The sequence below is a fragment of the Sphingomonas sp. FW306-05-A genome (genome assembly GCF_058782275.1).
This window is the reverse complement of record NZ_JBYSXN010000002.1, coordinates 80091-98777: the sequence shown is the minus strand read 5'-3', so window position 1 is coordinate 98777 and position 18687 is coordinate 80091. Positions and strand designations below refer to the sequence as shown.

The window sequence follows — 18687 nt, the reverse complement described above, 5'->3', positions numbered from 1 at the left end:
AGTTCCACCGCTCCCCCAGCGTCAAGTCCGGGTCGAGGCTCAGGACTGAACCATCTTCGACGAAACATTATTGAACGTGTTGCTCAGCTTCGAGCCAAGGCCAGACATCGCGGTGATCGCGGCAACGGCGATGAGAGCAGCGATCAGGCCGTACTCGATTGCGGTCGCGCCCTTCGAGTTCTTGATCAGGTTGCGGACGGTCTTCATGATTTGGATCTCCGTAGGATGGCTTCAATACCCGGTCGGACCGGTGCGCCGGGCCAACGCTGAACGATGTAGGCGCGGCGGGTTTAGAAAGGCTTAAACGGCGCTTCATTTTGATTGGCGCCGCTTCGACACGCTAACTGGACGTGATGACCGCCGTGCTGACGCGGTTCCACATTCCCGTCGTGACATTGGAAAGCTGGACGATCGCTGCGACGGTCGCGATCACGACCAGCGCAACGATCAATCCATATTCTATCGCAGTGCCACCGGTGCGGTCGGCAAACAGCCGTTTTATTATTCCGACGATCATGTCGGCAATACCCCCGGCCATGTAAAGAAGCCCGCACCGTTACCAGGAGAGCGTTACCGAATGCCTAAACCCAGTGCTGCGTTTCCAGTCATGATGGTCGTCGCGGCAGCGCTGATCGACGATCGCGGGCGTGTCCTCGTACAGCGCCGGCCTGCCGGCAAGGCTTTGGCAGGACTGTGGGAGTTTCCAGGGGGCAAGGTGGAACCAGGGGAGTCGCCAGAGGACGCCCTGGTGCGCGAATTGCGCGAGGAACTGGCGATCGACATCGACGCCACGGCGCTGACCGCCTTGACGTTCGCCAGTATGCCGCTGACCGACCGGCAACTTCTGCTGCTGCTGTACGTGTGTCGCGAATGGCGTGGCGACCCGCGCCCGTTGGAGGCCAGTGCGCTTGCGTGGCATCATTCGGCGGGCTTGCGGCAACTTGAAATGCCGCCGGCAGACGCGCCGTTCATTGCCGTTCTGGAAGCCGCGCTGGCGTCATCGGCATAGCCGACAGCGCGCAACCTGCTTGAATATTGGAGGCCCGACCGGGAATCGAACCCGGGTGCGAGGATTTGCAGTCCTCTACGTCACCACTCCGCCATCGGGCCGGAGAGCGGCGCAGATGCAAGCGGATCGTCGCGCTGTCAACTCTCGCGGTCAAAAAAAGCAACGCAGTTAACGCGCTGTTTACCCAAAACCGACAGAGACGCATTTGAAACAAGCGCTCGCTTGGCGAAGTAGAGGACGCACGGTAGAAGCGGTGCATTGACGATAGGTGTATTGTTGCACTATAACAGTACCGCGACGAGGGTGGCATCATGAATTTGGATTTGCGCAAGCAGGATATGACGGCCATGCGCCATGCGATGGTCGCGAGCCAGTTGCGGACCAACGCAGTCAGTGACCCGCGGGTCGTAGCCGCGATGGACCTGGTTCCACGCGAGGCGTTCCTGCCGGAAACGGTGGCTGAGCTTGCATACCGCGATACGTCGGTTCCGCTGAGCCACGGACGTGCGCAGAACGTGCCGATCGCGACCGGACGCTTGCTGACCCAGGCAGAGCTGCGCGCAACGGATCGCGTGCTGCTGATCGGTGCTGCCGGCGGGTACACCGCGGCGGTACTCGCCGAACTGGTGGCCTCGGTGGTCGCGGTCGAGAGCGATCCGGCGCTGCTGGCGATTGCGCGCACGGCATTGGCGGGTCATGCCAATGTCACGGTGGTCGATGCGCCGCTTCATGAAGGCCATGCGTCGGACGGACCGTTTGACGTCCTGTTCATCGATGGTGCGGTCGATGCCGTGCCGCAGGCTCTGGTCGATCAGCTTGCTATCGGCGGCCGGATCGTCAGCGGCATCGCGGATCGCGGCGTGACCCGGCTGGCGGCCGGGCGTCGTACCGCTGGCGGTTTCGCCCTGCTCGATTTCGCCGACATCGATTGCGTACCATTGCCGGGCTTCGCCAGCCCGCGTTCCTTCACTTTCTGACCAAGAAAAGAGCCGCCTGCGATGCGATTTCTGTCCCTTCTGAGCGGCTCTGCAGTGGTGATGGTAATAGCGGCGGCTCCGCTTTCCGCGGAAACGCTGCGCGATGCGCTGATCAAGGCCTATACAAGCAACCCGACGCTCGCTGCGCAGCGTGCTAGCCTTCGGGCGATCGACGAGAATGTGCCGATCGCCCGATCGCAGGCTTTGCCCAACGTGCAGTTGCAGAGCGCCTTCACCGAAAACGTCATCAAGGCACAGAACAGCTTTGTCGCGCCGGATCGCAGCGGGACGGCAAGTGCGTCGATTTCGGTACCGCTTTATGCGGGCGGCGCGGTCCGCAACGGGATTCGCGCCGCGCAGACACGGGTCGAAGGCGGCCAAATGGGTTTGCGCGGTACGGAATCCGACCTCTTCTCGGCGGTGGTGGGCGCCTATATGGACGTCATCCGCGACGAGGCGATCGTCGGGCTGAACACGCAGAATGTACGCGTCCTGGACGTTAACTTGCAGGCCAGCCGCGATCGTTTTCAGGTTGGCGATCTGACACGGACCGACGTTGCGCAGTCGGAGGCGCGGCTGGCGCTTGCACAGAGCCAGTTGCAGTCGGCGCAGGCGCGGCTGATTTCGAGCCGGGAAAGCTATATTCGTCTGGTCGGCGCTGTGCCGGGGCGGCTGGACTTGCCGCCGAGCTTGCCCAACCTGCCCGCCAATCCCGACGGTGCTGTTACCGTTGCGCTGCGGAACAACCCGACGCTGCTGGCGGCGGCAAAGGAACGCGACGCGACGGGGTTTGACATTGGCGTGGCCCGCGCCAACCGGCTGCCGCGGATCAATGCCAATGTCGGCGGAAACTATTACAACTATCTGGGAACGCTGGGGTCGGGCACGGGCGTGGCGATCGCCCAGGCCGGCACGGCGGCAACGGTCGGGCTCGGTCTGACGCTGCCGCTGTACCAGGGTGGCCGGCCGGCCGCACAGATTCGCCAGGCGCAGGACGCGCGCGCGCAATCGATCGAACGCGTGACCGAGACCGAGCGGAGCGTCATCGCCCAGGCGCGTTCCGCCTATGCGGTATGGAAATCATCGCTCGACGTGATCGCGTCGAGCGAGGTGGCGGTCAACGCGAACAAGCTCTCGCTGGAGGGCGTGCGCGCCGAAAACAGTGTCGGAAACCGCACAATTCTAGACATTTTGAATGCCGAACAGGAGCTGCTTAACTCCCAAGTGACACTGGTTACAGCACGTCGCGACGCGTATGTAGCCGGTTTTGCACTGCTCGCATCGATGGGGCAGGCGGAAGCGCGCGACCTAGGGCTCGACGGTGGACCGCTGTATGATCCGGTCAAGCATTACGAGAGCGTCCGCGGCAAGATCTGGGACTTTTCGTCGCAGCCCGATCCGGCGGTGACGGGAACGCGAACGACCGATACGCCCGCCCAGACCGCGGCGGTCACCCGTGCGCTCGACCCGATGCTCGATTCGCGACCAGTTGACAGGAGCGCGCAGATTACCGCAGGTGAGCAGACGAAGAACCGCTGACGCGGCGAGTAGGTTTCTTTCGCGGGGGTTTCGATGGCGGATTTGAGCGGAGAGCCATCGATGGAGGACATCCTCTCATCGATCAAACGCATCATTGCCGAGGAAAACGACACCTTGCCGGGGCGGACCAAGCGTCCGGATCGCAGTCTTGCGCGCCGCGGCGATGTCGACCCCGCGGTCCGCGACGACATTCTGGAACTGCGCGAAGCCGTTGCCGCCGCGATGCCGACGGTGCCGCCGGTAACGCCCCCCACCGTGTCGCAGCCTGAACCCGCGGATGGCGCGACCGCCGCGGACCCCGCTTCGACACCGCGTCCGCCCGCGCCGCCAAGCCCGCCCGAAACTCCGGGAATCCTGTCGCAGAGTGCCGCTGCCGCAACCCGCGGGCCGTTCGATACGCTGTCGCGGCTGGTGGTGAAGCCCGAGACGCCGGGGAGCGATACGCTCGAATCGATGGTGCGCGAGATGCTGCGCCCGATGCTGCGTGAATGGCTCGATGCGAACCTGCCGACCATGGTGGAAGCAATGGTCGCGAAAGAGATCGACCGCATCACCGGCAAATAGCCGCGGTCCTGCGCCTAGGCCTACAGGTGCCAGCGCCCTTTCTTTTTGCGCGTCCCCGGCTAAAGCCGATGGCATCATGAGCGAACTCCCCAAAACCTTCGACCCCGCCGAAATCGAAAAGCGCTGGTATGCGCATTGGGAGGCGACCGGCCAGTTCCGACCCGACCGTCCCGGTGCCGAACCCTGGACGATCGTCAATCCGCCGCCCAACGTGACGGGCTCGCTCCACATCGGCCATGCGCTCGACAACACGTTGCAGGACATCCTGACGCGCCATGCGCGGCTGAAGGGCAAGGATGCGCTGTGGGTGGTCGGGACCGATCACGCAGGGATCGCGACGCAGATGGTGGTCGAGCGGCAGATGGGCGCGCTCAACCCGCCGGAGAAGCGCACCGACTTCACGCGCGAGCAGTTCGTCGACAAGGTGTGGGCGTGGAAGGAAGAGAGCGGCGGCGAGATCACGCAGCAGCTCCGTCGGCTCGGTTGCTCGATGGACTGGGCGAACGAGCGGTTCACGATGGACGAGGGCTTTTCCAAGGCCGTCCTCAAGGTGTTCGTCGATCTGCATCGCGATGGCTTGCTGTACCGCGACAAGCGGCTGGTGAACTGGGATCCGGGTCTCGGCACCGCGATCAGCGACCTCGAGGTCGAGACTCGCGAGATCAAGGGGAGCTTCTGGCACCTGCGCTATCCGCTCGAAGACGGTTCGGGCTTCATCGAGGTCGCGACGACGCGGCCCGAGACGATGCTCGCCGATATGGCGGTTGCGGTGAATGCATCGGACGAGCGCTATACCGCGCTGGTCGGCAAGCAGGTGCGGTTGCCGATCACCGGGCGGCTGATCCCGATCATCACCGACGACCATGCCGATCCTGAGCTCGGGTCGGGTGCGGTGAAGATCACGCCGGGGCATGACTTCAACGATTTCGAGGTCGGCAAGCGCGCGGGGATCGCGGCGGGCGCGATGCTCAACATGCTCGATGCCAAGGCGCGGGTGGTGCAGGTTGCGGACGGATTGATCCCCGAGGCGTTCCTCGGGCTCACCACCGCCGAAGCGCGCAAGGCGGTCGTTGCGCAGTTGAAGGCGGAGGGGTTCCTGATCCCGCACGTCGACAAGGACGGCGCGGGGCATGACGCCGAGCCGCGCACGATCCAGACGCCCTATGGCGATCGATCGGGCGTGGTGATCGAGCCGTGGCTGACCGACCAATGGTATGTCGATGCGGCGACGCTGGCGAAGCCTGCGATCGAGGCGGTGCGGTCTGGGGCGATCAAGATCGTGCCCAAGACGTGGGAGAAGACGTTCTTCAACTGGATGGAGAATATCCAGCCTTGGTGTGTGTCGCGGCAGCTTTGGTGGGGGCACCGGATTCCGGCGTGGTTCGCTGAGGACGGGTCGGTGTTCGTTGCGATGAGCGAGGCCGAGGCTCAGGCGCAGGCGGGTGAGGGCGTTGCGCTCACGCAGGACAGCGATGTGCTGGATACGTGGTTCTCCTCGGCGCTGTGGCCGTTTGCGACGCTGGGTTGGGATGGCACTTCTTCTCCTTCTTACCCCTCCCCTTCAGGGGAGGGGCCAGGGGTGGGGGATGCCTCGCAGAGCGGGGCGTTTGCTGGACGGCCCCACCCCAACCCCTCCCCTGAAGGGGAGGGGCTAAAGGAAACGTTGGGCGGTCGTTATCCCAACGACGTGCTCATTTCCGGGTTCGACATCCTGTTCTTCTGGGATGCTCGCATGATGATGCAAGGTTTGCACTTCATGGGCGATGTGCCGTTCAAGACCCTGTATTTGCACGGTCTTGTCCGCGCGGCAGACGGTGCCAAGATGTCCAAGTCGAAGGGCAATGTCGTCAACCCGCTCGGCCTCATCGACCAGTACGGCGCGGACGCGCTGCGCTTCTTCATGGCGGCGATGGAGAGCCAGGGCCGCGACATCAAGATGGATGAGAAGCGCGTCGAGGGCTATCGCAACTTCGCGACCAAGCTGTGGAACGCATGCCGCTTCGCGCAAGGCAACGGCATCGGCGCGAGCAAGACGCTCGAAGCGCCGGTGACGACGCTTGCGGTCAACAAGTGGATCGTCGCGGAAACGATCGCGACCGTACAGCAAGTCGATCTCGCGCTTGCAGACCTGCGCTTCGATGGTGCGGCGAATGCGGTGTATCAGTTCGTGTGGAGCCGCTTTTGCGACTGGTATCTCGAACTGATCAAGCCGGTGCTCGGCCAGATGGACGCGCCCGCCACCGGGCCGGACGCGGACGAGACGCGCGCCGTCGCGGGCTGGGTGATCGACCAGATCCTCGTGCTGCTCCACCCGTTCATGCCGTTCATCACCGAGGAACTGTGGAACGCGATGGGGTCGCGCGAGACCAACCTGATCGTCGCGCGCTGGCCGATTGCGGATGCGCGATCGATCGATCCCGCGGCAAGTAAGGAGATTGATTGGCTAATCCGATTGGTGTCGGACATTCGCGCGGCGCGCACCGAAGTTAACGTTCCGCCGGGCGCCCGTCTGCGCGCGGTCGTGTGGGCGAGTGGGGCTGACCCGCTAGCGCGCGTTGAGCGGCAACGCTTGTGGATCGAACGGCTCGCGCGGGTCAATCTGGACAGTATTACCGACGTATACGCATTGGTCGACAAGCCTAGCCCGACGGTATCTACCAGCGATATCCCAGTTTTCGGCGAAGGCGTGACGGTCCATATCTCGCTCGAAGGCGTTATCGACCTCGATGCGGAACGCGCGCGGCTCACCAAGGGGATCGAAGCCGCCGCCAAGGAGCGCGACGCGCTCGCCGGTCGGTTGAACAACCCGAGCTTCGTCGAACGCGCCAAGCCCGAGGCGGTCGAGAAGGCCCGCGCCGATCATGCCGAAAAATCCGCCGAGGCCGAGCGTCTCAGCGCTGCCCTGGCGCGTTTGGGGTGAGATAGCCGGCTGACGCTGGCGAACGCACAATCCCCCTCCCGTTTGCGGGAGGGGTCAGGGGAGGGTCTGTGAGCGACGTTGGTGAGATAACAGCCCCTCCTTCATCCCCGCCTTCACGCGGGAGGGGGGGCAAACAGCGCGACCTCACCACCGGCCCGATCGCGTGGACGTTGCTCGCGTTCGCGCTCCCCACACTGGGGTCGAACATCCTGCAATCGCTCAACGGGTCGATCAACACGATCTGGGTCGGGCGGTTTCTCGGCGAAGGCGCTGTCGCGGCGACCGCCAACGCCAATACGATCATGTTCCTGATGTTCGCCGCAGTCTTCGGCTTCGGCATGGCGGCGACGATCCTGATCGGCCAGTCGATCGGACGACGCGACGTCGAGGCGGCGCGGCGCGCGTTCGGTGCGTCGATCGGGCTGGTGATGGGCGGTGCGGTCGTGATCGCGGCGCTGGGCTGGATCTTCTCGCCAGACATCCTGACGAGCCTGTCGACCCCGCCGAGTGTGCAACCGCTCGCGCTTGCGTATCTGCGGGTGATCTTCCTCGGCCTGCCTGCGACGATGTTGCTGGTGCTGCTTGGCATGGCGCTACGCGGTGTCGGCGATTCGGTGACGCCCTTGTGGTTCACCGCGCTCAGCGTGCTGCTCGACAGCGGGCTCAACCCCGTGTTCATTCGCGGGTGGTTCGGGATGCCTGCAATGGGGATCGCGGGATCGGCGGTCGCGACGCTCATTTCGGTCCATGTCGCATCGCTCGGGTTGCTCGCCTTCATCTACCGGCGCGATTTGCCGATCCGGTTGCGCGGCGCGGAGCTGGGGTATCTGATCCCGTCGGCGGCGCTGGCGCGGACGATCCTGCTCAAGGGCTTGCCGATGGGCGCGCAGATGCTGGTCGTGTCGGTGGCGGCGTTGACGATGACCGGGCTGGTCAACCGCTACGGCGTCGACACGACTGCGGCTTACGGCATCTCGATGCAGCTGTGGGGCTATATCCAGATGCCTGCGCTAGCGGTCGGCGCTGCGGTGAGCAGCATGGCGGCGCAGAACATCGGCGCGGGCCTGTGGGGGCGGGTTGATCGCATCACCGTCGCGGGGCTGGTGTTCAGCGCGGTGCTGACGACGACGATGGTGATCGCGATCATCGCGTTCGATCGACCGGTGATGCTGCTGTTCCTCGGCGGCGAGAGTGCGGCACTGCCGATCGCGCGGCATATCCAGGTGCTGGCCAGCTGGAACTTCATCATCTTCGGGATGACGATGGTATTGTTCTCGACCGTGCGCGCGAACGGTGCGGTATGGGCGCCGCTGACGATGCTGTTCATCGCGATGTATCCGGTGCGGCTGGGTTTCGCACTGGCGTTCCAGCCGTCGCTGGGGGCGGATGCCCTGTGGTGGAGTTTTCCGCTGGGGTCGGTTGCCAATTTCGTGATGGCGGTGGGCTACTATCGCTTTGGCGGCTGGCGCAAACAGCGGCTGGTCGTCCCCGAGGGAGAGGCGAGCGAGCAGAGCCAGAACCCGGCGGAGCCGGGCGGGCGGTTGCATCCGGCGGGGTGATTCGGGAACGGGGCTACGCCTGGTATTGGGGCGGCACCCAAACCCCATTCGTCATCCCCGCGGAGGCGGGGATCCATTAGCGCCACGTTCGTTACCCCAGGTCAGCCAGTATGGATCCCCGCCTTCGCGGGGATGACGGAATGTGGGGGGAGGGGGAGCCCCCATCTGCTGTCGCCGCTATCGCGTTCTAAACCTTGCGCGACCCCCGGCGAAGTTCCAGAACGCGTTGCATGACAGCTCAATACCCCGCACTCCGCCTCCGTCGTACGCGCGCCAGTGGCTGGAGCCGCCGGCTTCACGCCGAAACCGTGCTGACGCCCGCCGATTTCATCTGGCCGCTGTTCATTACCGAGGGCGAGGGCGTCGAGGATCCGATCGCCGCGCTGCCCGGCGTATCGCGCTGGTCGATCGATGGGATCGTCGCACGCGGGCGGGAAGCGCGGGATCTTGGCATTCCGTGCGTCGCGCTGTTCCCCAACACGCCGTCGCATTTGCGCACCGACGATGGGCGCGAGGCGCTCAACCCCGACAATCTGATGTGCCGCGCGATCCGTGCGCTCAAGGACGCGGTGCCTGAAATCGGCGTGCTGACCGACGTCGCGCTCGATCCCTATACCACGCATGGGCACGACGGGCTGGTCGATGCGGCGGGCTATGTCGTCAACGACGTGACGTCCGAGGCGCTCGTCCAGCAGGCGCTGACGCAGGCTGAGGCCGGGTCGGATATCATCGCGCCATCGGACATGATGGACGGGCGTATCGGCGCGATCCGCGAGGCGCTGGAGGCGGGCGGGCACCACAATGTCCAAATCATGTCCTATGCCGCCAAATATGCGAGCGCCTTCTATGGTCCGTTCCGCGATGCTGTGGGGAGCCGCGGGCTGCTCAAGGGCGACAAGAAGACCTATCAGATGGACTCGGCCAATGCCGAGGAAGCGCTGCGCGAGGTCGCGCTGGACCTGGCGGAAGGCGCGGATAGCGTGATGGTCAAGCCGGGTATGCCGTATCTCGACATCATCCTGCGGGTGAAATCTGAGTTTCAAGTGCCTGTATTTGCTTACCAAGTATCCGGCGAATACGCGATGATCGAGGCCGCGGTGGCCGCCGGCGCGGCGGACCGCGATGCGATGGTGCTGGAAAGCCTGATGGCGTTCAAGCGCGCGGGGACGGCGGGGGTGCTGACCTATCACGCCGCGCATGCCGCCCGGTTGCTCGGCGCGTGAGACCGAGCCTGCGCGCATGATCGAGACCGAGCGGCTGATCCTGCGGATGGTTGAGCCCCGCGACCGTGCGGCGCTGTGGGCGCAATGCCGCGACCCGGCGGTGATGCAGTATCTGCTCCCCGTCGCGGACGAAGCGGCACTCGATGCGATGATCGCGCGGATGCACGCGTCGCAGGCCGAGCATGGCTTCGCCTTCTGGATCGTCGAGCGGCGCACGGATGGAGCTATGACGGGAATTTGCGGGTTGAAGCCGGGTGCCCCCGACACACCGATCGAAGGCGTGCTCGAGATCGGGTGGCGGTTTTCGCAAGCCTATTGGGGGCAGGGGTACGCGCGCGAGGCAGCCCTCGCAACGCTCGACTGGGCCTGGGCCCATCTGTCCGCGCGCGAGATCGCCGCGATCACGGTGCCCGCCAATGCGGCGAGCTGGGGACTGATGGAGCGGATCGGGATGCACCGGATCGCAGATGGCGATTTCGACCATCCGCTGGTTGCGGACGACAGTCCGTTGAAACGACACATCCAATATCGGATCGATCGGCCGCGTGCATGATGCTTTTGCCTAGGCCGCGCAGCGGGGTTCGCCCGCTGTTCGTGGTTACGATCCTGTCGAGTGCGTTCCTGCTCTTCCTCGTCCAGCCGATGGTCGCGCGGATGGCGTTGCCCCGGCTCGGCGGGGCGCCTGCGGTGTGGAACTCGGCGATGCTGGTGTATCAGGCGCTGCTGCTGGGCGGATACGCCTATGCGCACTGGCTCGGGCGGCTCGAACCACGGTTGCAGGGGCGCGTGCATCTGGGGGTGCTGCTGATCGCGGCCCTGTGGCTGCCGATCGGGCTGGGCGGGTTGCAGCCGGGACCGGGGGTGCCGCCTGCGTTCTGGGTGCCGTGGCTGTTCGTGCTGTCGATCGGGCCGTTGTTCTTCGCGGTCTCGGCGCAGTCGCCGCTGTTGCAACGCTGGTTCAGCCTGGCGTGCAAGGGGCAGGACCCGTACGCGCTGTACGCGGCGTCCAACCTCGGCAGCTTTGCGGGGCTGATCGCCTATCCGTTGCTGGTCGAACCGATGATGACGCTGTTCAACCAGCGGATCCTGTGGAGCAGCGGCTATATCCTGCTCGGGCTGTTGGTTGCGCTATGTGCGGGGACGTTGCCGCGCGACCGGCCGCTGCAGGCGGCGACGCCCGTCACCTCCGCGCCGCCGGGGCGCAAGCGGGTTGCGCACTGGATCCTCCTCGCGTTCGTGCCGTCGGGGCTGATGCTGGCGACGTCGACCTACATCACCACCGACATCGTTGCGATGCCGTTGCTGTGGGTGATTCCGCTCGCGTTGTATCTGTTGAGCTTCACGATTGCGTTCGCACGGGATCGTACCGCGGCGGACATCCAGACGCGGATCGCGCCGATCGCGATCCTGTTGTTCGGCGGGATCCTCGTCAGCGGGATGCCGGGAATGCCGTATCTCGGCGCGATCATGGCGCTGGCGTTGCTGTTCCTCGTGTCGGTCGCGTTGCACACCGGGCTGTATCGCCTGCGGCCCGAACCCGACCGGCTGACCGGCTTCTATCTCGCCATGTCGTTCGGCGGTGCGCTTGGCGGCGTGTTCAGCGCACTGGTCGCGCCGATGCTGTTCGACTGGACGTATGAATATCCGATCCTGATTCTCGCGGCAGGGGTGCTGACGCCGCACGCCTATATGTTCGCGCCGTTGCAGCGCGTCTGGCAGGGCAATCCGCAGCGGCGGCGCATCCTGCTGTGGGCCGTTGCGCTGATCATCGCTGCGCTGGTCGCCGTTGTCTTGCTCGATCACACGACGGGCGATGCGCCGTCATCGTTGCAGCAGGCGATGCTGCTGATCGTCGTAGCAGTCGGCGTGCTCGCGATCGGGACCCCGCCTGCGTTCGGTTTTGCCTTGGTGGGGGTTCTGATTGCCTTTGGCGGGTATCAGGCGATCGCCATTTCGCTCGAGCCCGGTGCGCGGACGCGGAGCTATTTCGGGATCTATACGGTTCATAGTACGCCGACCGAACAGCAACTCGCGCATGGTACGACCGTACACGGCACGCAATTGCGCGGATCGCCGCAACGCGAACGCACCCCGACTGCTTATTACGTGCCGGGATCCGGCGTGGGGCAGGCGATGCAGGCGCTCCCGGTGCTGTACGGTCCGCGCGCGCGCGTGGGCGTCGTCGGGCTGGGGACCGGGACGCTCGCTTGCTATGCGCGGCCGAGGCAGGACTGGCGGTTCTACGAGATCGATCCCGCGATCGTCCGGATCGCGCGCGACAGCGGACAGTTCAGTTTCCTGTCGAACTGCCTCCCCGACCCGAAGATCGTGATCGGGGATGCGCGGGTCAATATCGCAAAGCAGCGGACCGATACGCTCGATTTGTTGGCGCTCGATGCGTTTTCATCGGATGCGGTACCGATGCACCTGATGACGCGCGAGGCGTTCGACAGCTATGCGCGCGTACTGTCCCCGCGCGGGCTGTTGCTGGTGCATATCTCAAACCGGTTCCTCGACCTCGAACCGGTCGTTGCGGCTGCCGCAAAGGCCGGAGGCTGGCAGGCCGCCACTTTGTTCTACTCGGCGCCCGGAGCAACCATGTCGCAGTGGATCGCCCTGTCCCGCGACCCGGCGACGATCCGCGTCTTGCAGGCGCGTGACGCGGCATGGAAACCGACTCGCGGCCGCCCCGGGTTCGTACCGTGGAGCGACGGCTATTCGTCGATCCTGCCGTTGGTAAAGGGGCTGTAGGAACCGTCGACGGGAAAGATCAGCGCTCGCGCAGGCGCGGCATCAGTTCGACGAAGTTGCAGGGCTTGTGGCGGCTGTCGAGTTGGTCCTTGAGAATGCCGTCCCAGCCATCCTTCACCGCGCCGGTCGAACCGGGCAGCGCGAAGATGTAGGTGCCACGCGTGACGCACGCGCAGGCGCGCGACTGGACCGTCGACGTTCCGATCGTCTTGAAGCTCAGCCAGCGGAACAGTTCGCCGAACCCCGGAATCATCTTCTCGGCGATTCGTTCGATCGCTTCGGGGGTGACGTCGCGGCCGGTCACACCGGTGCCGCCGGTGGTGATGATGCAATCGACCGATTCGTCATCGATCCAGCGATGCAGCACCGCAATGATCAGCGAGACATCGTCCTTCACGATCTCGCGTTCGGCGAGGACATGGCCTGCCTCGCCCAGCCGCGCGATCAGCGTGTCGCCCGAACGGTCCTCGGCAAGCCCGCGCGTGTCGGAAACGGTCAGGACGGCAATCCGGACGGGGATGAAGTCGGCGTTCAGATCAATTGGCACTGGCGACCGCCTGACGAGCGTTGCTGGAGCTAAGGCGGACCGCGGTGGCGCCCTTCATCCCCGGGAAGCGGGGCCAAAGCCCCTGCGCCAGGGCAGCGCGGCTGACCGACGCGCGGCGACCGGTCTGCGCTTCATACACCCAGTAATTGCGCAGGACGGTCGTCACATAACCGCGCGTCTCCCAGTACGGGATCGATTCGATGTAAAGCAGCGGGTCGCCGCCATCATGCGCCTGCGCGTCCCAGGCCTGCACCGGACCGGGGCCAGCATTGTACGCGGCGATGACCTTGGGGAGCAGCCCGTTGGTGCAACTCTGGTCGCGCAATTGCTCGAGATAGCTCTGGCCGACCTCGATGTTGGTGCCGGGGCGCGACAGCGCGGTGCGATCAAAAATCCGGCCTTGCTTGCGCGCGATATCGGTCGCCGCGCTCGGCATCACCTGCATCAGACCGTAAGCGCCGGCCTTGCTGACGACATCGGTGCGGAAGCGTGATTCCTGGAGCGTGTGCGCATAGACGAGCGCCTTGTCGACGCGCCAGCCACCGTCCGGAGTCCAATTGGGGGCGGGGAAGCGCGCCTCGACCGGGGGTGCCGCGCCGAGCGGACCATTGTGCGACAGCCAGACGAGCGTGGAGGGAAGATCGAGCGCCGAGGTCAGGCGGACGAGCGCGGGATATTCCGCTGCGGTGCCGATCCGTGCCTGTTGCTTGATCACCTGATCCGCGAGGCCGTTCTCGCCGATCTCGACCAGCGCCGCAGCGACATGAATGTTGGGCCGGTGTTCCAGCGCCTGCCAGTCACCCGCGAATACCTTCGCGTTGGATTTGAGCGGCGCATCCTTGATGCCGAGCGCCTGCCGCGACAGCAGGCCGTAGAAGGTCTCACGATATTGCGATGCGTTCTTCAGTCGGCCCTCGACCTTGTCGGGGCGGCCGCACTGCATGTCGGCGCGCGCGCCCCAGTACAGGCCCGCCGCGCGGAGATCGACATCGCCCGCACGCGCCGCGACGTTCTGGAAAGCGGCGCTGGCTGCGACGCAATCATGCTGACGCCATGCCGCGAGCGCACCGACCCACATCGCCTCGACCGCGAAGTCGCCATATCCGGTCATCGCCTTGGCGGCCATCGCGCGGGCGTTATTGTCGTCGCCCGCGAGATAATACATCCAGGCGACTTTGCGCTGCCACTCGGTGATCGAGTCCTGCGACAGTCCGGGGGTCGATTCGAGCAACGCCTGCGCTTCGGACCCGCGGTCCTCCTTGACATAGGGCTGCATCTTGATCGCGAGTTCGGCGGCGATCATGTCGCCTGCGACCAGGCTGCGCGCACGCTTGCGCACCGGCGCGCCGTCGATCCAGATCAGTGCCCGTGCCTCGGGAAGCGGGGGCAGGCCGACGCCGCCGCGCGAGGCGGCCATCGTGGCGAGCTGGCGCGCCTGCGGCAATTCGGGCGCTTCGGACAGCAGCTTGAGCAGTGGATCGAGATCCGCCTTGGGCGACCCCTTGGCGGTGAGCAGTTCGGCGCGGGCGATCGCGTGGAGCGGACCCGGCTTCATCACGTCGAGCGCGAGTTGCGCATCGAGCCACTTCTGCTCGCGGATCGCGGCGAACACCGCGCGATACCCTTCGCGCTGTTCGGGATCGAGCTGCGGGGGAATCGCGGCGCGAACGTTGGCCGTCTCGACGGTCGCCGGCTCGATCGCCGCCTGCGCCATTCCCGGAGCAAGCGTCAGCGCGCTTGCCAATGTCAGCGAGACCGACAGAAACCGTTTTGCGCTCATGCGCCTAACCCCGCGATAAGCATTTGTAAGTCCTTCCAGGCACGTGCCTTTTCCGCCGGCCGTTCGAGCAGCAGTCGCGGATGAAAACTGGCGACGGCCTCGACGGCGATGGTGCTGCCGGATTGTCCAACTTCCACATTAACCAATTGCAAACTTCCCCGCGACCGCGCCACATCGGCCCCGGTAAGCGCACGGCTCGGCGCGTTCCCTAGCACAAACAGCCGCTTCGGTTCCACTATTGCGACATGGTGCCGGATCAGCTGGCTCAACCGTTGCTCGATCTCGGGTGCGATGCGCCCGGCGACCGGGCGGATCGTGCACATCGGTACGATATAGACCGAATTACGGTCGCGCCCGATCGCGGCGAGCATCCGGTCGAACAGCCGCCCGGCCGCGCCGCTCAACACCGCGCCCGATTCGGTATCGTCGCGATCGGGGACGTCGGTGACGATCATGATGTCGGATTGTGGATCGCCGCTCGCAAAAATGGGTGAGCCCGACCAGTCGGCTTCGGGGGCTTCCGGCCCAGTCCGCCAGGCGACATAGGCGTCGATCGTGGTGGGCAAGGGGGCTGCGACCGGAGCGGAGGGTTCCGCTACGGCGTGTCGCTTCGTTTCGCGGACGACCGGTGCAGGGGCGGCGGTCCAGTCGCGTGGGACTTCATCCGCAAGCGTGTCGACGCCCGCATCGCGCCACCATTCGAGCACGCTCGCCGCGGCAATTTGCCAATCGATATTCTGGTCCGCCCCCATGCGTTCCTTAGAGTCCTATGTTGACGCGAAGGTCAATTCACTGGCACTCGGTTTTCATAGCGATGGGGCCGGACGTTCCGCGTGCGCGACGAGACCGCGCTGCCCCAACCGCAGTGGAGAGACACCGTGAGCGACACCGAAACCCAGCGTGAGTCGATGCCCTATGACGTTGTGATCGTCGGAGCGGGGCCTGCGGGCCTGTCCGCCGCGATCCGGCTGAAACAGGTTGCGGCCGAACGCGAGATCGAGCTGTCGGTCTGCGTCCTCGAAAAGGGGTCGGAAGTCGGCGCGCACATCCTGTCGGGGGCTGTGATCGACCCGAAGTCGCTCGACGAATTGCTGCCGGACTGGCGCGATATGGGCTGTCCGCTCGCCGAGGTGCCGGTGACCGACAACCAGCATTGGATGCTGTCCAAGCGCGGCAAGCGCGCGGTGCCGCATTTCATCACGCCCGGCTTCATGCACAACAAGGGCACCTATACGGGCAGCCTGGCCAATCTGTGCCGCTGGCTGGCGGGGCAGGCGGAGGAGCTGGGGGTCGAAATCTTCCCCGGGTTCGCCGCGGCCGAGATCCTCTACAATGACGACGGCTCGGTGAAGGGCGTCGCGACCGGCGACATGGGCGTTGCGCGCGATGGTTCGCACAAGCCCGACTATACGCCGGGGCTGGAGATCCACGCGAAGTACACCTTCCTCAGCGAAGGCGTGCGCGGGTCGCTGTCCAAGCAGATCATCGCGAAGTTCGATCTTGCGCGCGACAGCCAGCCGCAGGTGTACGGGATCGGGATCAAGGAATTGTGGGACATCGCGCCCGACAAGCATGTGCCCGGGCGCGTGATCCATACGCAGGGCTGGCCGCTCAACGAGACGCCGGGCTCGAACGGTGGCGGCTTCCTGTATCATCAGGCGAACGGTCAGGTCGCACTCGGGTTCGTGACGTGGCTGAGCTACACCAATCCGCATCTGTCGCCGTTCCACGAGATGCAGCGCTGGAAGACGCATCCTGCGATCGCGGAGATCCTCAAGGGGGCCAAGCGTGTGTCCTATGGCGCGCGCGCGATCAACGATGGCGGGTTGCAGTCGATCCCCAAGCTGGTGTTCCCGGGCGGGGCGCTGATCGGCTGTTCGGCGGGGTTCCTCAACGTGCCGCGGATCAAGGGTACGCATACCGCGATGAAGTCGGGCATGATGGCCGCCGAAGCCGCGGTCGAGGCGATCGCGTCGCAGCGCCAGCATGACGAGTTGGTGGCGTATCCGGCGGCGTTCGAGGACAGCTGGGTCAAGAAGGAGCTGTCGATCGTCCGCAACGTCGTGCCGCTGGTCGAGAAGTTCGGCGAGCTGGTCGGGTCGGGGCTCGCGAACGTGACGATGTGGCTGGAAAGCTGGGGCGTGAAGATGCCCTTCACGATGAAGCACCACGCCAACCACAAGACGCTGTGGCGCAAGGACCAGGTGCATCCGATCACCTACCCCAAGCCCGACGGCGTGCTGACGTTCGACCGGCTGTCCTCGGTGTTCATCTCGAACACTAATCACGAGGAGAACCAGCCGGTTCATCTCAAGCTGGCGGACCCGGATATCCCGGTGAAATACGACCTGCCGCTCTACGACGAGCCTGCGCAGCGTTATTGCCCGGCGGGGGTTTACGAGATCGTCGGCGAGGAAGAGGGCGACCCCAAGTTCGTCATCAACGCGCAGAATTGCGTGCATTGCAAGACGTGCGACATCAAGGATCCGACGCAGAACATCACCTGGGTAGTGCCCGAGGGTGGTGGCGGGCCGAACTATCCGAATATGTGACTCGCTTCTTCCCCGGCGAAGGCCGGGGCCCAGTTGCGAAGGGCGTTGTTGGCGCGCGTGACGCTCGTCATGGACCATTCACGACTGGGCCCCGGCCTTCGCCGGGGAAGGGCAATGGTTTGAGCCTGCTTCTCCCCCGGCGCAGGCCGGAGTCCAGTTGCGAAGGGCGTTGTTATCGCGCGCGGTGCTCGCCATAGACCGGCCACGACTGGCCCGGGCCTCCGCCGGGGAAGGGAAATGGTTGGACTGGCCCGATGATCACCGAACGCGCTCCCGCCAAGGTCAACCTTGCGCTCCATGTCCGGGCGCGGCGGGCGGATGGCTATCATGAACTGGAAACGCTGTTCGCCTTCGTGACGGACGGCGACACGGTGACGCTCGCGCCTGGCGCGTTGTCGCTAGCGGTCACCGGGCCCTTCGCGGGGGGCCTGTCGGGCGAGGGGGACAATCTCGTCCTGCGCGCGGCGCGGGCGTTTGCCGAGCGGTTCGGCACGAGCGTCGGGGGGGCGTTCACGCTGGACAAGCATCTGCCGGTCGCCTCCGGGATCGGTGGTGGTTCGGCGGATGCAGCGGCAGCACTGCGGGCGCTGGCACGGGCGAACGACGTTGCCATCGACGATCCGCGCCTGTTCGAGATCGCGGAGGCGCTCGGGTCGGACGTGCCGGCCTGTCTGCTCGGCCACACCGCTTTGGGGCTGGGGCGTGGCGAGCGGCTGGAACGGCTCGACGGGCCGTCGGGGATGCCGGTGCTGCTGGTCAATCCGGGGGTCGCTGTGTCGACGGCGGCGGTGTTCAAGGCGTGGGACGGGGTCGATCGTGGCCCCATGCCGGACGGCGACGTGCTGGGGCTGGCGCTTGCCGGGCGGAACGATCTCGAGGCCCCGGCGCGCGCTTTGGCCCCCGCGATCGATGCGGTGCTCGAACGGCTCGGTGCGGGCAATCCGTTGCTCGCGCGAATGTCGGGGTCGGGTGCGACGTGTTTCGCGCTGTACGCCACTGCCGCGGATCGGAGCGCCGCTGCCGCGACCATTCGAGCAGACCAACCAGACTGGTGGTGTCTTGAAACGGCACTCGCGTGACAGAAAGGTGTATCACTATGGAACGCAGTGCGGCGGCGGCCAACACCGAATGGCGCGAAACGGGGATTGGCGCGATGTTTGCTGATGGAATGCACGATGGGTCTACCGCTCTCCGTGGTGCATCCGTCGATGGCCCGCGGTCGCGCCGCGCGTCATTCAGGCTCAGGGGCGACGCGGGCAACTTCGT

General features: G+C 65.4%; 16 protein-coding genes and 1 tRNA gene. 11 read left to right on the top strand and 6 right to left on the bottom strand.

The window, feature by feature from the left end:
• Positions 1-39 precede the first annotated feature (39 nt).
• Both AC3WJR_RS09325 and AC3WJR_RS09320 read right to left on the bottom strand, forming a co-directional pair.
• Positions 40-207 carry a Flp family type IVb pilin gene (locus tag AC3WJR_RS09325; protein WP_354284407.1) on the bottom strand — a complete coding sequence of 56 codons (168 nt, stop codon included), beginning with the start codon at positions 205-207 and terminating at the stop codon, positions 40-42.
• A gap of 133 nt (positions 208-340) precedes the next feature.
• On the bottom strand, positions 341-538 hold the full coding sequence (locus tag AC3WJR_RS09320) for a Flp family type IVb pilin (RefSeq protein ID WP_492724433.1): 198 nt from the start codon (positions 536-538) through the stop codon (positions 341-343).
• A 69-nt stretch (positions 539-607) separates the two neighbouring features.
• Between AC3WJR_RS09320 and AC3WJR_RS09315 the strand changes: the two genes are divergently transcribed.
• Positions 608-1009, top strand: a complete 402-nt coding sequence (locus AC3WJR_RS09315; RefSeq protein WP_492724431.1) for a (deoxy)nucleoside triphosphate pyrophosphohydrolase — start codon at positions 608-610, stop codon at positions 1007-1009.
• Between the two features lie 27 nt (positions 1010-1036).
• Here the strand turns inward: AC3WJR_RS09315 and AC3WJR_RS09310 are convergent.
• A tRNA-Cys gene (locus tag AC3WJR_RS09310) sits at positions 1037-1110 on the bottom strand.
• A 210-nt stretch (positions 1111-1320) separates the two neighbouring features.
• On the opposite strand from AC3WJR_RS09310, the gene AC3WJR_RS09305 reads away from it, so the two are divergent.
• From AC3WJR_RS09305 to AC3WJR_RS09270, 8 genes are all read left to right on the top strand, one after another.
• Positions 1321-1986 carry a protein-L-isoaspartate O-methyltransferase family protein gene (locus AC3WJR_RS09305; protein ID WP_492724430.1) on the top strand — a complete coding sequence of 222 codons (666 nt, stop codon included), beginning with the start codon at positions 1321-1323 and terminating at the stop codon, positions 1984-1986.
• A 21-nt stretch (positions 1987-2007) separates the two neighbouring features.
• Positions 2008-3525 carry a TolC family outer membrane protein gene (locus AC3WJR_RS09300; protein WP_492724428.1) on the top strand — a complete coding sequence of 506 codons (1518 nt, stop codon included), beginning with the start codon at positions 2008-2010 and terminating at the stop codon, positions 3523-3525.
• Positions 3526-3585: 60 nt separating this feature from the next.
• Positions 3586-4089: a DUF2497 domain-containing protein gene (locus tag AC3WJR_RS09295; protein WP_492724426.1), complete on the top strand. Its 504-nt coding sequence runs from the start codon at positions 3586-3588 to the stop codon at positions 4087-4089.
• A gap of 76 nt (positions 4090-4165) precedes the next feature.
• Entirely contained in the window at positions 4166-7009 is a 2844-nt protein-coding gene (locus tag AC3WJR_RS09290) for a valine--tRNA ligase (RefSeq protein ID WP_492724424.1), read from the top strand.
• Positions 7010-7077: 68 nt separating this feature from the next.
• On the top strand, positions 7078-8568 hold the full coding sequence (locus AC3WJR_RS09285) for an MATE family efflux transporter (RefSeq protein ID WP_492724422.1): 1491 nt from the start codon (positions 7078-7080) through the stop codon (positions 8566-8568).
• Positions 8569-8798: 230 nt separating this feature from the next.
• On the top strand, positions 8799-9791 hold the full coding sequence (gene hemB, locus AC3WJR_RS09280; RefSeq protein ID WP_492724420.1) for a porphobilinogen synthase: 993 nt from the start codon (positions 8799-8801) through the stop codon (positions 9789-9791).
• Positions 9792-9807: 16 nt separating this feature from the next.
• Positions 9808-10344 carry a GNAT family N-acetyltransferase gene (locus tag AC3WJR_RS09275; RefSeq protein WP_492726079.1) on the top strand — a complete coding sequence of 179 codons (537 nt, stop codon included), beginning with the start codon at positions 9808-9810 and terminating at the stop codon, positions 10342-10344.
• Entirely contained in the window at positions 10341-12542 is a 2202-nt protein-coding gene (locus AC3WJR_RS09270) for a fused MFS/spermidine synthase (RefSeq protein ID WP_492724418.1), read from the top strand. The genes AC3WJR_RS09275 and AC3WJR_RS09270 overlap by 4 nt, the downstream gene beginning before the upstream one ends.
• A 19-nt stretch (positions 12543-12561) precedes the next feature.
• Here AC3WJR_RS09270 and moaB read toward each other — a convergent pair whose 3' ends face one another.
• Genes moaB through AC3WJR_RS09255 form a run of 3 tightly spaced genes read right to left on the bottom strand, consistent with a single transcriptional unit; the run spans position 12562 to position 15621 of the window.
• On the bottom strand, positions 12562-13089 hold the full coding sequence (moaB, locus tag AC3WJR_RS09265; RefSeq protein ID WP_492724416.1) for a molybdenum cofactor biosynthesis protein B: 528 nt from the start codon (positions 13087-13089) through the stop codon (positions 12562-12564).
• On the bottom strand, positions 13079-14869 hold the full coding sequence (locus AC3WJR_RS09260; RefSeq protein ID WP_492724414.1) for a lytic transglycosylase domain-containing protein: 1791 nt from the start codon (positions 14867-14869) through the stop codon (positions 13079-13081). Before AC3WJR_RS09260 ends, moaB begins: the two co-directional genes overlap by 11 nt.
• Complete coding sequence (locus AC3WJR_RS09255; RefSeq protein ID WP_492724412.1) at positions 14866-15621, bottom strand: uracil-DNA glycosylase; 756 nt, start codon at positions 15619-15621, stop codon at positions 14866-14868. The genes AC3WJR_RS09260 and AC3WJR_RS09255 overlap by 4 nt, the downstream gene beginning before the upstream one ends.
• A 156-nt stretch (positions 15622-15777) precedes the next feature.
• Here AC3WJR_RS09255 and AC3WJR_RS09250 point away from each other — a divergent pair, with 156 nt between their 5' ends.
• Together AC3WJR_RS09250 and AC3WJR_RS09245 are read left to right on the top strand one after the other, a co-directional pair.
• Positions 15778-17421 (top strand): electron transfer flavoprotein-ubiquinone oxidoreductase, encoded by a 1644-nt coding sequence (locus AC3WJR_RS09250; protein WP_492726077.1) that lies wholly within the window; start codon positions 15778-15780, stop codon positions 17419-17421.
• Between the two features lie 254 nt (positions 17422-17675).
• Positions 17676-18500 (top strand): 4-(cytidine 5'-diphospho)-2-C-methyl-D-erythritol kinase, encoded by an 825-nt coding sequence (locus AC3WJR_RS09245; RefSeq protein ID WP_492724410.1) that lies wholly within the window; start codon positions 17676-17678, stop codon positions 18498-18500.
• The last annotated feature ends 187 nt before the right edge of the window (positions 18501-18687 follow it).

Excerpts from the sequence above, each read along its gene's own strand:
- AC3WJR_RS09315 (WP_492724431.1), top strand. The coding sequence starts at position 608 with ATGATGGTCGTCGCGGCAGCGCTGATCGACGATCGCGGGCGTGTCCTC.
- AC3WJR_RS09250 (WP_492726077.1), top strand. The coding sequence starts at position 15,778 with ATGCCCTATGACGTTGTGATCGTCGGAGCGGGGCCTGCGGGCCTGTCC.
- AC3WJR_RS09325 (WP_354284407.1), bottom strand. The coding sequence starts at position 207 with ATGAAGACCGTCCGCAACCTGATCAAGAACTCGAAGGGCGCGACCGCA.
- AC3WJR_RS09290 (WP_492724424.1), top strand. The coding sequence starts at position 4,166 with ATGAGCGAACTCCCCAAAACCTTCGACCCCGCCGAAATCGAAAAGCGC.
- AC3WJR_RS09300 (WP_492724428.1), top strand. The coding sequence starts at position 2,008 with ATGCGATTTCTGTCCCTTCTGAGCGGCTCTGCAGTGGTGATGGTAATA.
- AC3WJR_RS09260 (WP_492724414.1), bottom strand. The coding sequence starts at position 14,869 with ATGAGCGCAAAACGGTTTCTGTCGGTCTCGCTGACATTGGCAAGCGCG.
- AC3WJR_RS09295 (WP_492724426.1), top strand. The coding sequence starts at position 3,586 with ATGGAGGACATCCTCTCATCGATCAAACGCATCATTGCCGAGGAAAAC.
- AC3WJR_RS09255 (WP_492724412.1), bottom strand. The coding sequence starts at position 15,621 with ATGGGGGCGGACCAGAATATCGATTGGCAAATTGCCGCGGCGAGCGTG.
- AC3WJR_RS09305 (WP_492724430.1), top strand. The coding sequence starts at position 1,321 with ATGAATTTGGATTTGCGCAAGCAGGATATGACGGCCATGCGCCATGCG.
- AC3WJR_RS09245 (WP_492724410.1), top strand. The coding sequence starts at position 17,676 with ATGATCACCGAACGCGCTCCCGCCAAGGTCAACCTTGCGCTCCATGTC.
- AC3WJR_RS09275 (WP_492726079.1), top strand. The coding sequence starts at position 9,808 with ATGATCGAGACCGAGCGGCTGATCCTGCGGATGGTTGAGCCCCGCGAC.
- AC3WJR_RS09270 (WP_492724418.1), top strand. The coding sequence starts at position 10,341 with ATGATGCTTTTGCCTAGGCCGCGCAGCGGGGTTCGCCCGCTGTTCGTG.
- AC3WJR_RS09320 (WP_492724433.1), bottom strand. The coding sequence starts at position 538 with ATGGCCGGGGGTATTGCCGACATGATCGTCGGAATAATAAAACGGCTG.
- hemB (WP_492724420.1), top strand. The coding sequence starts at position 8,799 with ATGACAGCTCAATACCCCGCACTCCGCCTCCGTCGTACGCGCGCCAGT.